The 14,435-nt window shown below is 65.3% G+C and carries 18 protein-coding genes; 9 read left to right on the forward strand and 9 right to left on the reverse strand.

Translation table 11 applies throughout. From position 1 onward, the window contains the following. Positions 1-67: 67 nt before the first annotated feature. Complete coding sequence (locus CK489_RS18030; RefSeq protein WP_050627248.1) at positions 68-724, reverse strand: DsbA family protein; 657 nt, start codon at positions 722-724, stop codon at positions 68-70. A 123-nt stretch (positions 725-847) separates the two neighbouring features. After that, positions 848-1,327, reverse strand: a complete 480-nt coding sequence (locus CK489_RS18035; protein ID WP_095733178.1) for a DUF721 domain-containing protein — start codon at positions 1,325-1,327, stop codon at positions 848-850. 140 nt (positions 1,328-1,467) lie between these two features. Here CK489_RS18035 and mutY point away from each other — a divergent pair, with 140 nt between their 5' ends. Together mutY and CK489_RS18045 are read left to right on the forward strand one after the other, a co-directional pair. Further along, positions 1,468-2,559: an A/G-specific adenine glycosylase gene (mutY, locus tag CK489_RS18040; protein ID WP_095733179.1), complete on the forward strand. Its 1,092-nt coding sequence runs from the start codon at positions 1,468-1,470 to the stop codon at positions 2,557-2,559. Positions 2,560-2,630: 71 nt separating this feature from the next. After that, positions 2,631-3,050, forward strand: a complete 420-nt coding sequence (locus CK489_RS18045; RefSeq protein WP_095733694.1) for a PaaI family thioesterase — start codon at positions 2,631-2,633, stop codon at positions 3,048-3,050. A 92-nt stretch (positions 3,051-3,142) separates the two neighbouring features. On the opposite strand, the gene CK489_RS18050 is transcribed toward CK489_RS18045, so the two are convergent. Continuing rightward, complete coding sequence (locus CK489_RS18050) at positions 3,143-4,408, reverse strand: flavin-dependent oxidoreductase (protein WP_095733180.1); 1,266 nt, start codon at positions 4,406-4,408, stop codon at positions 3,143-3,145. Between the two features lie 174 nt (positions 4,409-4,582). On the opposite strand from CK489_RS18050, the gene CK489_RS18055 reads away from it, so the two are divergent. Continuing rightward, positions 4,583-5,203 carry a glutathione S-transferase family protein gene (locus CK489_RS18055; RefSeq protein ID WP_095733181.1) on the forward strand — a complete coding sequence of 207 codons (621 nt, stop codon included), beginning with the start codon at positions 4,583-4,585 and terminating at the stop codon, positions 5,201-5,203. A 70-nt stretch (positions 5,204-5,273) separates the two neighbouring features. On the opposite strand, the gene CK489_RS18060 is transcribed toward CK489_RS18055, so the two are convergent. Further along, the gene (locus CK489_RS18060) at positions 5,274-6,188 is read right to left on the reverse strand and encodes a LysR family transcriptional regulator (protein WP_095733182.1); all 915 of its coding nucleotides are present in this window, start codon (positions 6,186-6,188) and stop codon (positions 5,274-5,276) included. 150 nt (positions 6,189-6,338) lie between these two features. Between CK489_RS18060 and CK489_RS18065 the strand changes: the two genes are divergently transcribed. Beyond that, positions 6,339-6,761: a nuclear transport factor 2 family protein gene (locus CK489_RS18065; protein ID WP_095733183.1), complete on the forward strand. Its 423-nt coding sequence runs from the start codon at positions 6,339-6,341 to the stop codon at positions 6,759-6,761. A gap of 74 nt (positions 6,762-6,835) precedes the next feature. On the opposite strand, the gene CK489_RS18070 is transcribed toward CK489_RS18065, so the two are convergent. Both CK489_RS18070 and CK489_RS18075 read right to left on the reverse strand, forming a co-directional pair. Then, positions 6,836-7,522, reverse strand: a complete 687-nt coding sequence (locus tag CK489_RS18070) for a glutathione S-transferase family protein (protein ID WP_095733184.1) — start codon at positions 7,520-7,522, stop codon at positions 6,836-6,838. Between the two features lie 135 nt (positions 7,523-7,657). Further along, on the reverse strand, positions 7,658-7,984 hold the full coding sequence (locus tag CK489_RS18075; RefSeq protein ID WP_095733185.1) for a hypothetical protein: 327 nt from the start codon (positions 7,982-7,984) through the stop codon (positions 7,658-7,660). A 170-nt stretch (positions 7,985-8,154) separates the two neighbouring features. Here CK489_RS18075 and CK489_RS18080 point away from each other — a divergent pair, with 170 nt between their 5' ends. Together CK489_RS18080 and CK489_RS18085 are read left to right on the forward strand one after the other, a co-directional pair. After that, positions 8,155-9,585: an EF-hand domain-containing protein gene (locus CK489_RS18080; RefSeq protein WP_158226465.1), complete on the forward strand. Its 1,431-nt coding sequence runs from the start codon at positions 8,155-8,157 to the stop codon at positions 9,583-9,585. Continuing rightward, positions 9,582-9,989 carry a hypothetical protein gene (locus CK489_RS18085; RefSeq protein WP_095733187.1) on the forward strand — a complete coding sequence of 136 codons (408 nt, stop codon included), beginning with the start codon at positions 9,582-9,584 and terminating at the stop codon, positions 9,987-9,989. Before CK489_RS18080 ends, CK489_RS18085 begins: the two co-directional genes overlap by 4 nt. A 52-nt stretch (positions 9,990-10,041) precedes the next feature. Here CK489_RS18085 and CK489_RS18090 read toward each other — a convergent pair whose 3' ends face one another. Then, a complete protein-coding gene (locus tag CK489_RS18090; RefSeq protein ID WP_095733188.1) occupies positions 10,042-11,175 on the reverse strand; it encodes a site-specific DNA-methyltransferase in 1,134 nt (377 codons plus the stop codon). 108 nt (positions 11,176-11,283) lie between these two features. Between CK489_RS18090 and CK489_RS41395 the strand changes: the two genes are divergently transcribed. The 3 genes from CK489_RS41395 (at position 11,284) to moaB (ending at position 13,234) form a co-directional block, all read left to right on the forward strand. Beyond that, on the forward strand, positions 11,284-11,460 hold the full coding sequence (locus CK489_RS41395; protein WP_158226466.1) for a hypothetical protein: 177 nt from the start codon (positions 11,284-11,286) through the stop codon (positions 11,458-11,460). Positions 11,461-11,556: 96 nt separating this feature from the next. Then, the gene (gene ypfJ, locus CK489_RS18095) at positions 11,557-12,492 is read left to right on the forward strand and encodes a KPN_02809 family neutral zinc metallopeptidase (RefSeq protein ID WP_095733189.1); all 936 of its coding nucleotides are present in this window, start codon (positions 11,557-11,559) and stop codon (positions 12,490-12,492) included. 178 nt (positions 12,493-12,670) lie between these two features. Continuing rightward, the gene (moaB, locus tag CK489_RS18100; protein WP_050631955.1) at positions 12,671-13,234 is read left to right on the forward strand and encodes a molybdenum cofactor biosynthesis protein B; all 564 of its coding nucleotides are present in this window, start codon (positions 12,671-12,673) and stop codon (positions 13,232-13,234) included. An 87-nt stretch (positions 13,235-13,321) separates the two neighbouring features. Here moaB and CK489_RS41400 read toward each other — a convergent pair whose 3' ends face one another. Both CK489_RS41400 and CK489_RS18105 read right to left on the reverse strand, forming a co-directional pair. Next, the gene (locus CK489_RS41400) at positions 13,322-13,474 is read right to left on the reverse strand and encodes an RSP_7527 family protein (RefSeq protein ID WP_158226467.1); all 153 of its coding nucleotides are present in this window, start codon (positions 13,472-13,474) and stop codon (positions 13,322-13,324) included. After that, positions 13,471-14,412: a bifunctional helix-turn-helix transcriptional regulator/GNAT family N-acetyltransferase gene (locus CK489_RS18105; RefSeq protein ID WP_050631954.1), complete on the reverse strand. Its 942-nt coding sequence runs from the start codon at positions 14,410-14,412 to the stop codon at positions 13,471-13,473. The genes CK489_RS41400 and CK489_RS18105 overlap by 4 nt, the downstream gene beginning before the upstream one ends. Between the last annotated feature and the right edge of the window lie 23 nt (positions 14,413-14,435).

Raw genomic sequence — 14,435 nt, forward strand, 5'->3', positions numbered from 1 at the left:
AGTCATCCACAATTATCGTGCCCGACTCAAACTCGGGCACGACGATGTCAGGCTCGATGGGGCGCGATCAGCTCTTCAGCAGCGGATCGATGTGCTTGCTGAATTCCTCGAACGAGGTCTCGCCCTTCAGCATCTCGCCGTTGATGAAGAAGGTCGGCGTCGAGTTCACCTTCAGCACGTCGTTGGCGTATTTCTGGTCGGCGGCGATCTTGTCGAGCAGCTTCTGATCCTTCAGGCAGTCCTCGACCTGCTGTTGGCTGAGGCCGGCCTGCTTGCCGATCCGGGTCAGCGTCTCGGTGGTGTTCTTGACCACCCAGTCGTTCTGCTGACGGAACAAGAGGTCGATCACGGCGAAGAACTTCGGCGCGTCGTCCTTGGCGATGCAGCGCGCCAGCATCGAGCCGGCGGCGGCCTTGATGTCGAGCGGAAATTCGCGGAACACGTAACGGACCTTGCCGCTGTCGATGTAGGTCGACTTGATCTTCGGGAACACGGTCTCGTTGAAGTTGGCGCAGTGCGGGCAGGTCATCGAGGCGTATTCGACGATGGTCACCTTGGCGTCCTGCGGGCCGAGCCCCATGTCCGGCAGCGACTGCGGCTTGGCGACCTCGGCGGCGGTCTGTGCGAAAGCCGACGAGATCAGGCGCAGCGGCGACAGCCCGGCGAGGGCGGCCAAGCCAGTCAGCGAGAGAGCGGTGGTGAAGGCACGGCGCGTGATGATCAAGGTCAGCTCCCGGATTGGCGCATTCACGCCACAATGAAGGGGGTCCCGAAAAAGAAGCCTTCGCTAGCTTGAAACGGCCATTGTGGCAATGCCGGGGTCTCGCGGCCGTGCCGCCGAAAAGCGTCAATTTCGCTTGATCGAGGCACCCAGCCGGGCCAGCGCCGCGCGCAGATCGTCGTCCTCCACGGCTGCAAGGTTGGCCGCCTCCCGGGCCACGGTTTTCGGGTCGGGCGGGCGCGGCCGCGCCGGGCGGCCGCGGCGCGAGAGGGGCGCCTGCCGGATCGTCAGGCGGCCGACCGCATGCCAGCCGAAGAAGCGGTTGACCCGTTCCAGGATCACGTCGGAGGAGTGCTGGATCTCGAGCGCCATCGGCCCCTCGACCCGCAGCACCAGCGTCGCCGGCTCCTGGGGCCGCCCTTCGACGGGGCGCGGCCACTGTATCTTCATGGGCTCGCAATAGGGCGCGATCCGGTCGCCCGCGATCTCGGTCCAGCGCGTCACCAATTCGCGCGCGGCAAAGCCCTGCTTGGCATAGGCGTCCTTGAAGACGTCGTTAAGCAGGATCGACAAGGGCTTTGCGCTGATCGGGCCGGGTTTGGACATGGGAAGGGTTATAGCAGCGGCGGTGATGTGGCCGAAACAATGTTCATCATTGTGGCCGCGTTTCCGTGCCAGAAAGAAAGACGTGGATGCCGGGGGCAAGCCCGGGCATGACGCGGCGGAATTTGCCTTAAGATACGTTCATGAGTTCGCGCGCAGCCGCCAAATCCAGATCGACCGACCAGCAAACGGATCGCCCGGCGCGGCTGCTCGCCTGGTATGACCGGCATCGCCGGACGCTGCCGTGGCGCGCGAAGGCCGGGGAGCGGGCGGATCCATACCGGGTGTGGCTGTCGGAGATCATGCTGCAGCAGACCACGGTGCGGGCGGTCGGACCTTATTTCGAGAAATTCGTGGCGCGCTGGCCCGATGTGACCGCGCTCGGCCGCGCCTCGCTCGACGATGTCCTGAGGTTGTGGGCCGGGCTCGGCTATTATTCGCGGGCGCGGAACCTGTACGCCTGCGCGGTCGCGGTGACGGGCAACCATGGCGGGGCATTTCCGGACACCGAGGAGGGCCTGCGTGCGCTGCCCGGGATCGGACCCTACACGGCGGCGGCGATCGCCGCGATTGCGTTCGACCGCCGCACGATGCCGGTGGACGGCAACATCGAGCGCGTGGTCACCCGGCTCTATGCAATCGAAGAGGCGCTGCCGCAGGCCAAGCCGCTGATTCAGCAAATGGCGGCGACCCTGCTTGGCCCGGCCCGCGCCGGGGACAGCGCGCAGGCCCTGATGGATCTCGGTGCCACCATCTGTACGCCGAAGAAACCGGCCTGCGCGTTGTGTCCGCTGAATGACGATTGCGGCGGCCGCATCCGCGGCGACCAGGAGACGTTCCCGCGCAAGGCGCCGAAAAAGAGCGGCACGCTGCGCCGCGGCGCCGCCTTCGTGGTGACGCGGGGCGGCGAACTCCTGGTGCGCTCGCGCCCGGAAAAGGGCCTGCTCGGCGGCATGACCGAGGTGCCGGGATCGCAATGGCTCGCCGGGCAGGAGGAGGCAGCCGCGCTGGCGCAGGCGCCGGAACTCAAGGGCGTCACGCGCTGGCACCGCAAGGCCGGAATCGTCACCCACGTCTTCACGCACTTTCCGCTCGAACTCGTGGTCTACACCGCCAGCGTCGCAGCGCGGACCCGCGCGCCGGAGGGCATGCGCTGGGTGCCGGTGGCGACGCTCGACGGCGAGGCCTTTCCCAATGTGATGCGCAAGGTCATCGCGCACGGGCTCGACCTCTAAGAGATGACGACCTGCTGACACAATGCTGGCAGCAGCGCCCGGCTATCACCTCCATGACAACGGAGGTCGCCATGATCGCAACTGCGCTCGATAACATTCCAATGCCGCCGGTCGCAAAGCTGCTCGGCTGGCGCCTGGTTGACGCACGTCCGCAGGACGGCTGGATCAGGATGACCTTCGACGGCAAGCCGGATTTCTGCAATCCGGCCGGCTTTATCCAGGGCGGCATGCTCACCGCGATGCTCGACGACACGATGGGGCCGGCGGTGTTCGTGATGACCGAGGGCAGGCTCTTCACCACGACCATTACGATGACCGTGAATTTCCTGGCGCCCGCCAAGCCCGGTCCGATCACCGGCGAGGCGACGGTGACCCAGCTCGGCAAGACCATCGCCTTCGTCGAGGGCCGGCTCACCGCCGCGGACGGCACGTTGCTCGCGACGGCGAGCAGCAGCATCCGCCTGGTGGAGGCGACACGGGCGCTGCGTTGACGCCACGAAGCAATCCATGCCTCCGCGAATGCCGCGCGATGGATTGCTTCGCTTCGCTCGCAATGACGGGGATGAGGCCTTGTTAGCCCAAATCAGCCCGGCCGCTGCACGATCGGCGGCTTGGCGTTCAGCCCCTCGACCTGGAAGCCGGCGACGCGCTTGTAGTTGGCGGCGATGTCTTCGAGCTCCTGCTGCGACAGCACGTCGGTAACGACCTTGAAGCCATCAGGCGCGCGCTCCTCGACCAGCTGCATCACTTGCTCGGGGCCGTTGCGGCGGTTCAGCATCACGAGGTCGGTCGTTGCGGGCCGCCGCTCGGCCTCATAGGCCGCAAGCGCTGCCTGCGTCGGGCCATGCGCCAGGATCTCGCGCGTCAGCGTGCGTGCATCGAGGATTGCCTGCGAGGCGCCGTTCGAGCCGATCGGGTACATCGGATGCGCGGCGTCGCCCATCAGCGTGACGCGGCCGAAGGTCCATTGCGGGATCGGGTCGCGATCGACCAGCGGATATTCGTAGGCGTGCGGACAGTTGCGGATCAGGCCGGGCACGTCGAGCCAGTCGAAATTCCAGCTCTCGAACCACGGCAGGAACTCGTCGAGCTTGGCCGTGCGGTTGTAGTCCTCGCGGCGCCACTGATAGGTCGGCGGCATGTGCCGCTCGGCGACCCAGTTGATATCGAACTTGCCGTCGGCCCCGGCTTCCTTGGAGATCGGGTAGCAGACGAATTTCAACGTCTCGTGGCCGGCCATGATCATGGTGCGGCCGGTCAGGAAGGCGTTGCCGCGGGTGATGCCGCGCCACAGGATGCGGCCGTTCCAGATCGGCGGCCCTTCCTGCGGATAGAGCTTCTCGCGCACCGCGGAATGGATGCCGTCGGCGGCGATCAGCACCGCGCCGTCATAGCTGCCGGCGGGCTTGCCGGTGGCGCGGTCGATGAACTCGGCGCGGACGCCGTTTGCCGTCTCGGTCCAGCCGGTCAGGTGATGGCTGGTCAGGATGTTGGCGGCTCCCAGCCGCTCGGTCGCGGCATCGAGCAGCAGTTGCTGCAAGCGGCCGCGATGGATCGAGAACTGCGGCCATTTATAGCCGGCCTCGAGCCCGCGCGGCTCGCTCCAGATCGGTTTGCCGTGCTTGGAGAAATAGGCGAGCTCGCGGGTCCGCACCGCCGATGCGTCGAGCACATCATGCAGGCCGAGCTCGATCAGTTCGCGCACCGCATGCGGCAGCACGTTGATCCCGACGCCGAGCGGCCTGAGCTCGGGCACGCTCTCGAACACGCGGCAGGGCACGCCGATCTGGTGCAGGCTGAGCGCCAGCGTCAGCCCGCCAATTCCGCCACCTGCAATGAGCACCGTCATGAAAAGCCCTCTCGATTGGCCATGGTCATCGCACGGCGGCCCCGCCGCGGGCAAGGTCCGCGGCACCGCGCGGGGTGGACGGCAAGGAACGTCGCCGCTAACTTCGGCCGCATCCCATAAAAAGGTAAGGGCCGGGTTCGCAACGAGCTGACAAGGCCCGTAGAGGACATCGACATGCTGAAGCTCTATACCGCCCCCGGCACCTGTGCGCTCGCCACCCACATCGCGCTTGCCGAAGCCGGCGCGCCCTATACGGTCGAGCGGCTCGACTTCAAGAACAACCAGCAGAACAGCCCGGAATATCTCAAGATCAACCCCAAGGGCCGCGTGCCGACGCTGGTGACCGACCGCGGCGTGCTGACTGAGACGCCGGCGATGCTGGCCTACATCGCGCAGACCTATCCGCAGGCGAAGCTCGCGCCGCTTGACGACGCCTTCGAGTTCGCCAGGCTCCAGTCGTTCAACTCCTATCTCTGCTCGACGGTGCATGTCTGCCACGCCCACAGGATGCGCGGCGCACGCTGGGCGACGCAGGAGACGTCGTTCGCCGACATGAAGTCGATGGTCCCGAAGACGATGGGCGCCTGCTTCAACCTGATCGACCGCGACATGCTCAGGGGGCCTTGGGTGATGGGCGAGGGCTACACGGTGGGCGATGCCTATCTCTACACGCTGACCCTCTGGCTCGACGGCGACGGGGTCGACATCGCGACCCTGCCCAAGGTGAAGGCGCACCGCGCGGCGATGGAGAGCCGCCCGGCGGTGCAGAAGGTGCTGGCCGAGCAGAGGGCGTAGGGCAGAGAGCGAAGCGGAAGTTAAGAATGCGATGTCGTCCCGGCGAAGGCCGGGACGACGAAAGTGTGTGTTACGCCTTCCCCGTCTCCAGCTCCCGTCCGGTCTCCAGCATCAGCTTGCGCAGCCAGATCGAGCCCGGATCCATCTGCGCCCGCGTCGGATAGAACATTTGCTGCTCGTCGATCCCGGGATCGAGCGGCGGTGTCACCGTCACCAGCGACAGCTGCTTCGACAACGCCGAGATCAGGCGGCGCGGCACGAAGGCGACGAGGTCGGTGCGGGCGGTGATGTGCAGCGCCTCGATATAGCCCGGCACCACCAGCGCTATCCGCCGTTCGATGCCTTTGCCGCGCAGCCAGGTGTCGATCAGGTCCTCGTTCTGGCCGCGGATGATCACGGCGACATGCCGCGCGGCGAGGAACGCCTCGCGCTTCCTGAGCCTGGCGCTGGCAGGATGGCCGCGGCGCACCGCGAGCGCGTCGCTGTCGGTGTAGAGCCGCTGGCGGTGAAAGCCCTTGAAGGAGTCGCCGATCGAGATCACGAGATCGATGGTGCGGGCGAAGTCCGGCGTGAAGATCGCGGGTCCCCGCCACGGCACCACGTCGATGGTGACGTTCGGCGCCATCCGCGTCACTTTCTCCATCAGCGACGGCATCAGGAGCTCGACCGCGAGGTCGGGCATCATCAGGCGAAAATGCCGCTCGCTGCGCGCCGCGTCGAAATCGTCGGAGACGAAAAGCGTGCGCACCTGGTCCAGCGCCTGCGCCAGCGGCGAGCGCAGCGCCTGTGCGCGCGGCGTCAGCTCCATCCGCGCTCCGTTGCGCACCAAAAGCGGATCGCCGATCAGGTCGCGCAGCCGCTGCAGCGCGTGGCTGGTCGCCGGCTGCGACAGATTGAGCCGCATCGCGGCGCGGCTGACATTGGCTTCGCGCAGCAGGGCGTCGAGCGCGACCAGCAAATTGAGGTCAAGCGAATTCAAATTCATCGGGTGAATATATATCATACCACCTATCGATTGGAAGAATGCGCGCCGGCGTCGCATGGTGCGAAGGTAAGGCGTTCTCACCCGAAACGAACAGCGGTTCGCGTGAGAAACGCCTGAGATCAGAGCCGACCCATCGCAAGGAGACGCGCCATGAGCGCAGCCGACAACAAGAAACTGGTGCAGGAGATATTCATGATCGCGAGCAGTCCCGATCCCACGGTACGCGAGAAGTCGCTGTTCATGACTGTCCTTGCCGACGACGCGATCTGGACCGTGACCGGGCAATACTCGTGGTCCCGTACCTTCACCGGCAGGCAATCGATCATGACCGATTTGCACGGCCGGGTCCGCTCCAGGCTGGTCGAGCGCACCCGCACGGTCGCGCATCGCATCATCGCCGACGGCGACATCGTCGTGGTCGAGGCCAAGGGCAACAACCTCACCAAGGAAGGTCAGCGCTACGACAACGACTATTGCCTGGTGTTCCGCTTCGACGGCGGCCGGATCAAGGAGGTGCGGGAATATTGCGACTCGGTTCTGACCGAGAAGGCGCTCGGCGCGTTTCCGGCGTAGCGCGCGCCGCAAGAGGGCAAAACAAATGAAAACGGCGCCCGCGAGGGCGCCGTTCACCGATCGTGTCGGTCGGCTTACGCCACCTTGTTCTTGAGGTGGCGGAACATGATGTCGCGGGCCGCGTCGTCCATTTCGGCCTTGAAGGTGTGCTTGTCCTTCAGCGCGATCGCGCGCGCCGCCGCCGGCCGCGCCGAAATCTCGTCGACCAGCCGCTTCACGTTCGGGTATTTCGCATAGCCCTCCTCGCCGAGGATGAACGGCGCCATCCGCGCCCAGCCCCAGAACGCCATGTCGACGATGGTGTAGCTGTCGCCGACCATGTAGCGGGATTTCGCCAGGTGATCGTCGAGGATCTTGTAGTGGCGGTGCGCCTCGTACTGGTAGCGGTTGTTGGCGTAGTCGAGGTCCTTCGGCGCGAAGTGCTTGAAGTGCACAGCCTGGCCGGAATACGGGCCGAGGCCGGTGGCGATGAACATCAGCCAGGACAGCGTGGCGGCGCGGTTCGCCGGGGTGTTGGCCGGCAGGAACTTGCCGTGCTCCTCGGCGAGGTAGAGCAGGATGGCGTTGCTGTCGAACACCAGCACGCCGTCATCGTCGATCGCCGGCACCTTGCCGTTCGGATTGACCTTCAGGAAATCAGGCGCGAACTGCTCGCCCTTGCGGGTGTCGACCGGGATCGCCTGGAACGGCAGGCCGGATTCTTCCAGAAACAGTGCGACCTTGTTCGGGTTCGGCGCGCCATTGAAATAGAATTTGATCATGAAGGGACTCCCTTGGTTCTTGTGACCGGCGAGATCGGGGCGCGGCGGGGGGATGGCCGCAGGGCCCCTCATGCGCAAAATTCGCTGCAACGCGCAAGCGACGAGTTTGTGAATCAGGGTCGCGTGCCGCGCTGGTCAGCCGGCCCAGAAGAAGCCCAGGATACCCGCGACGACCAGCGCAATTCCCGCGAGGTCCAGCAGGGCGGCGGAGCGGGTCGCGGCATGCAGCTGTGAAAGCTGCGTCGCGCGCCCGGAGCCGCGGGTAAAGCCGTGCACGATGATCTCTTCGTTGAATTCGCCATGCGCCTCGAGGGCGAGTGTCAGCCCGACGCAGACCAACAGGATGCCGAAGATGATCAGGCCGAAGAATCCGAGCAGGCCGATCAGCAGCATCGGAAACATTCCGAGCAGGAAGATCGGCAGCAGCGGCACCAGCAGCAAGGTCTCGGATTGTCTTCGCATCGGGCGACCAATCGAAACGGCAAGTGACGGCGATGAGGGTAGGCCCGCTTCGCCGCTGTATCAAGAAGGGCGCATTCAATACCTCGTCATTCCGTGCGCCCGTGATAATCGGCGCAAACCCGCGACGAGCGATGCCTAACGGCGCTGCTTGGACATCAGCGGAAGGCCGGATGCCACCTCAATCAGCCATTTACCGTTCTCGAGCTCAACAGGAGGTAGCGGCTTGTCTGGCGCGCACGCACGGCGTAATGCCGGGATCGGGAGAGCTCGAAATGCCGTTGCTATCATCGCTCCGCAATACCGGTCTGGCCGGTCTCGGCGTCGCAGCCCTGGCCGGGCAGCCGGCCGGCGCACAAGCGCCGGCCGGGTCGCCGCCGTCGCCCGCAAGGCTCGCTCAGGAGCAGTTGCTGTTGCGTTTACCCGCAGGGCAACCCTTGGATCGTTACCTTGAGCAGCTTCGCAGCGAGTTCTTCAACCTTGACGCTGATAGCGACGGCAAGCTCACGCCGCGTGATGTCGAACTGCACGCGCTGATGGAAACAGCCCAGGCCAGATCCGTCGCCTGGATGTCCGTGCTGCGCTACGACCTCGACGGCGACGGCTTCGTCACCGAGGACGAGGTTCGCAGAAGCGCCGCATACGAGTCGCGTTGGTCACGCGCGCAGTCGATGATCGGCAAGTCGCCGCTCGGCAGTGGCGAGGAAGCGGTCCAGCGCGCGGTCACCACGATCATGGCGCTCGACACCAACAAGGACGGCAAGGTCAGTCTTGCCGAAGCGGCGAAGTTCAACGAGGCAAGCCAGCGGCAGGCCTCTGCATTGAACGGCTTTGCGGCGAAGACCCGTCTAGCATTGGCGCTCGAGGCGGCGACGTCAGGCGAACTGTCGCGTGCCGGTTACGAGGCCGCCGGCGAGACGCTGTTTCGGGCGGTCGATACCGACCATGACGGCAATGTCTCGCAGCAGGAATTGATGGAATTCCGGCGCGCGCCCATGCCTCCCTCTATCGATCCGGAAGCCGCGCAGAGGCGCCAGTTCGAGCAGGCTGAGCTCGCTCGGAAGAGGCAGATTGCGATCGACGCCGAACGGGCTGCTTGCGGGATGCCGCCAGTTTCCGAGAAAGCCAAGGTGGTATTGCTCGGCGCGTATCAAACCGAGTCGTTGTCGAGCGTGACGATCGGTCAACAGGACACCGAGGTGTATGCCGGTCGGATCAATGTCGAGCCGGGCAAAGATCCGCTCTATCTGGTGATCGCAAGCTTCAGCCCGACCATCTGGCAATTCGGCGGCGCCGTGGAGCGGATCGAGCGCGTCGTGGTGACGAGTTCGAGCAATGGCCGCAGCGGCAGCGATCCGAAGCAGGGGCCGGTGGCCGGCGTAACTGGCATTGCACGCGACCGCGTCAGCTTCCTCGGCCGTTCCAACTGCATGCGCTATTTCGACGAGACGCCGTCGAGCGGCTCGTTGCTGGCCGTCGGCGCGGTCAAGGCCGCGGTGGGAGGGCTCCAGATGTCGTCGCGGCCAAGTACGCGGTCTCCGCCTTCGACGTTCCCTCGGGAGCGATCGACGTGGTCGGAGGGCGATCGGGGCGCGGTCTCGTGATCCGCAAGAGCGCAGGCACGCTCAACATTGTGGGGAATGCCGGCGACCTGACCATCGAGTCAGGTCCGAGCCGTGCGGGCGACGATCTGCGGCGCTTTTGGCCCGGCGGTGTGATCGATATCGATCCCGCGAGCGTCGTCGCGAGCGAACCCGTCGTGCCGTATGAGGTGCTTCCCGCGCAGGCCGGGCTTGTCCAGCTGCTTGCGAATGGCAAGATCACTCAGAACGGCGCGGGTGAATTTGTCGTCCGCAGCAAGATCCGCTTTCCAGCCGGCCTTTACGGAGCGCATTCCGTCACCTTCCTGGTGATGAAAGGTGCGGGGTATCCCGACGGCAATCCCGGACATTCCTGCGTGATAGTGGAGGAGACCGGCGAGAGGGGCACCAACTGCCCGTCGCGCTAACTCCGCGCTGCCTTCGAACGCGGCGTCAGGGCGTTTCCGTCGGAGGGCCTGCTCAGCCCACCGCCATCTCGGAGCGGATCTCGGCGCGCAGCTCGTCGATCAGCCTGAGGCCGGTCTTGGTCTCGACGTGCCAGAAGGTCCAGCCGTTGCAGGCGCCCGAGCCTTGCGCGACGGCACCGATGCGGTGGATCGAGCCGACCTTGTCGCCGAGCATGATGGCGCCGTCGGCGCGCACCAGGGCGCCATGGCGCTTCTTGGCGTCGACCAGCTTTGCACCGGGAACGATCATGCCGCGCTCGATCAGTTCGGAGAACGCGACCCGAGGCGCCTCGCGCGCGGTCATGAACGGTGCCAGCGTTGCTTCCGGCAGCGGTTCGATCGCGGCGATGCGGGCTTCGGCTGCGGCGGCATAGGTCCGGTCGCGCTCGAAGCCGATATAGTTGCGGCCGAGGCGCTTGGCGACGGCGCCGGTGGTGCCGGTGCCGTTGAACGGATCGATCACGAGATCGCCAGGCTTCGACGACGACAGCAGCACGCGGGCGAGCAACTGCTCGGGCTTCTGGGTCGGATGGACCTTCTTGCCGTCGTCGCCCTTGAGGCGCTCCTCGCCGGTGCACAGCGGGATCAGCCAGTCGGAGCGCGCCTGCACGTCCTCGTTGGACGCCTTCAGCGCTTCGTAGTTGAAGGTATAGCCCTTGGCCTTCTCGTCGCGCGCGGCCCAGATCATGGTCTCGTGCGCGTTGGTGAAGCGGCGGCCGCGGAAGTTCGGCATCGGATTCGACTTGCGCCACACGATGTCGTTCAGGAGCCAGAAGCCGAGGTCCTGCATGATCGCGCCGACGCGGAAGATATTGTGATAGGAGCCGATCACCCACAGCGTCGCCGACGGCTTCATCACGCGACGGCAGGCCAGCAGCCAGGCGCGGGTGAAATCGTCATAGGCGGCGAACGACGAGAACTTGTCCCAGTCGTCGTTGACGGCATCGACATGCGACTCGTCGGGGCGCTTGAGATCGCCCTTGAGCTGCAGATTGTAGGGAGGATCCGCGAAGACCAGGTCGACCGAGCCGGCCTGAAGCTTCGACAACTCGGCCACGCAATCGCCAATGACGATGTGGCTCGACGGGGCACTCTCAAATTTAGTGCGGGGCGCCCTTGCAGACGCCCCGCGACGCGACACTACCATGACTCAAGAACTCTGACTCAGGCGACGCTGTCGGCGACGCGGGACTAAACAACCGACTGGCGTCACATTGACCCGGCAAAGTAAAAATCGACTTAATTGGAAATGTTCATGCAAAAGATTGCAGCATCTTTTGAACGACGTGGCGCATTGTCTTTGACGTTGTGCTGCAACATCAGCGCGTTCTGCGAAAAATTTTGCGGATCATCAAACCGGCACGATTCGGCCGGTAAATTCGCCGCCGTCTGCAGTGTTCGCGGTGCAAACGATGCGCGTGCAACGGGCTAGGCAATTTTTGCCGGGCAGGATATTGATTAACAGAATGGAAATTTTAGGTTGGTGTGTCCCGCAATGGGGCGCCGACTGGAATGAAGGGAAACCGCCATGCGCTATGATGATTTCCGCCGCAGCGACGACATCGAAGACCGTCGCGACGACAGCGGAGGCGGCGGCGGTGGTGGCGGCTTCGGGATTCCGATGGGCGGCGGTGGCGGGCTCGGCATCGGCACGGTCATCGTGCTCGGCCTGCTCGGCTACGCCTTCGGCATCGATCCGCGCATCCTGATCGGCGGCGCCGAGATTCTCACCGGCGGCGGTCAGGCGCCGACCTATCAGACCGACCGGCAGTCCTCCGGCGGCCAGGCCAAGCGCGGCGCGCCGACCGACGAGATGGGCAGCATGATCGCCGGCATCCTCGGCGAGATCGACGATCGCTGGAGCGAGATCTTCCAGGCCTCGGGTCAGTCCTACACCGGTCCGAAGATCGTGCTGTTCCGCAACGCCACCAATGGCGGCCGCTGCGGCATGGCGCAGTCGGCGATGGGGCCGTTCTACTGCCCGCCGGACAAGACCATCTTCCTCGACACCGGCTTCTTCCGCGAAGTCGAGACGCGCTTCCGCGGCTGCTCGGGCAACGCCTGCAAGTTCACCGCGGCCTATATCATCGCGCATGAGGCCGGCCATCACATCCAGAACCTGCTCGGCATCATCCCGCGCGTGAACCGGCTACAGCAGCAGGCCGGCAGCAAGGCCGAGGCCAACGCGCTACAGGTCAAGGTCGAGCTGCAGGCCGATTGTCTCTCCGGCGTCTGGGTCAACCGTGAGGAGAAGAAGCGGCCGGGCTTCCTCGAGGCCGGCGACATCGACGCCGCGCTGACCACCGCGAATGCGATCGGCGACGACACGCTGCAACGGCAGGCCACAGGCCGGGTGGTGCCTGATTCCTTCACCCACGGCTCCGCCGCGCAGCGCAAGCAATGGTTCATGACCGGCTACCAGCAGGGCACCGTGCAGGCCTGCAACACGTTCAGCGGCGGGTAGGAAGCCGGTTCAACGGGGGCAAGGCCGCGAGCTCAGTTCACCTCTCCCGCTTGCGGGGGAGGTCGCATCGCATCGTTAGATACGATGCGGGTGGGGGATCTCTCCACTATATGACTTGCGGTGACACCCCCACCCCAACCCTCCCCCGCAAGCGGGAGAGGGAGCGAGAGAGCAGGCCATGTCTTCAATCGACGAGACCAAGCAATTCGTCCCGCTCAACATCGCGGTGCTGACGATTTCCGACACCCGCTCGCTGGCGGATGACAAGTCGGGCACCACGCTCGCCGATCGTCTCACCGCGGCCGGCCACAAGCTCGCGGCGCGCGAGATCGTCACCGACGATGTCGAGGCGATCCGCGCGGTGATCCGGCGCTGGATCGCCGATGACGGCGTCGATGCGGTCATCACGACAGGCGGCACCGGCTTCACCGGCCGCGACGTCACGCCGGAGGCGGTCGAGCCGCTGTTCGAGAAGCGGATGGATGGCTTCTCGATCGCCTTCCACATGCTGAGCCATGCCAAGATCGGCGCCTCGACGATCCAGAGCCGCGCGACCGCCGGCGTTGCCGGCGCGACCTTCATCTTCTGCCTGCCCGGGTCGCCCGGCGCCTGCCGCGACGGCTGGGACGGCATCCTGGCCGCGCAGCTCGACTACCGCACGAAGCCCTGCAATTTCGTCGAGATCATGCCGCGGCTCGACGAGCATTTGCGCCGTCCGAAGGCGAAAGGGGCGAGTGTGTAGGCATTATCTCCTGGTCATTCCGGGCTCGCGCTTCGCGCGCCCTCAGATGCGCAATTGCGCATCTGAGAATGACGAGCGCGGGATTGATCAACCGCCACCGAAGATTCCGATCAAAGCGCGCCACAACGCGCGCACCGCCTCGCGATACGCTTCGGCCCGCAACGCATGCGCCCTGCGCGTATAAAACGTGATGAGCTCAGCCGTGACGCGCCGCCCGGTTTCGCGGCGCTGCGGCTTCACAACTCGAGCTCCCAGGTCTCGCCGACCAGATCGGCGCCGAAGCTGTGGTGCTTCTCTTCCTTGACGCGCTGGAAGCCGGCGCGGGCATAGATGCCGCGCGCGGCGAGCAGGATGCTCTGGGTCCACAACGTCATCTTCTTGTAGCCCCTCTCGCGTGCGCCGCGGATGCATTGCTCGACCAAAGCGCGGCCGACGCCGAGCCCGCGTGCCTTCTCCTCGACCAGCAACAGCCGCAGCTTGGCGATGCCGTCGCCGCCGTTGACCAGGAAGATCGAGCCGACCGGCTCGCCCTCAACCTCGGCGATCCAGCAATGCTCGCGCACCGGATCGAACGATCGCAGAAACTGCGCGCAGATCTCGGCCACCAATGCCTCGTAGCTGATGTCCCACCCGTATTCTTCGGCGTAGGCTTGTCCCTGTCGCGAGACGACCCAGCCCATGTCGCCGACGCGGTGGCTGCGCAGCAGGAAGCCGGTGGGTTTCTGCATGGTTGGCTCCAACGCTTGTTCTATCGTGCTCATCGCATGCACCACCGCGGCGCGGTGGTTGCTGTTGATCTGCATCAGCAGCGCGGCGACCTCGTCGCGCGAGCGGCTGTCGAGGTCCGCGGCCGTGGCGCGGCCCTTGGCGGTCAGCGCCACCTCGTTGACGCGCTTGTCGTCCTTCGACGGCTTGCGCGTCACGATCTGGCGGCGCTGCAGTGCCGCCAGCGTGCGGCTGACGAAGCCGGCATCGAGGTCGAGGTCGCGCACCAGGTCGGTGGCGATGCAGTGCTCGCGATGCGCCAGCTCGTAGATGATCCGCGCTTCCTGCAGCGTGAACGGGGAGTGCAGCAGCTTCGGCTCGATGATGCCGAGCTTGCGGGTGTAGAACCGGCTGAAGCCGCGCACCGCGGCGACCTGGCTCTCAAGGGTGGCGTCATAGGAATTTGATTTCATCAAATATATTATTTGACATAATC

Source organism: Bradyrhizobium sp. UFLA03-84 (assembly GCF_002289535.1).
Classification (GTDB): Bacteria; Pseudomonadota; Alphaproteobacteria; order Rhizobiales; family Xanthobacteraceae; genus Bradyrhizobium; species Bradyrhizobium viridifuturi.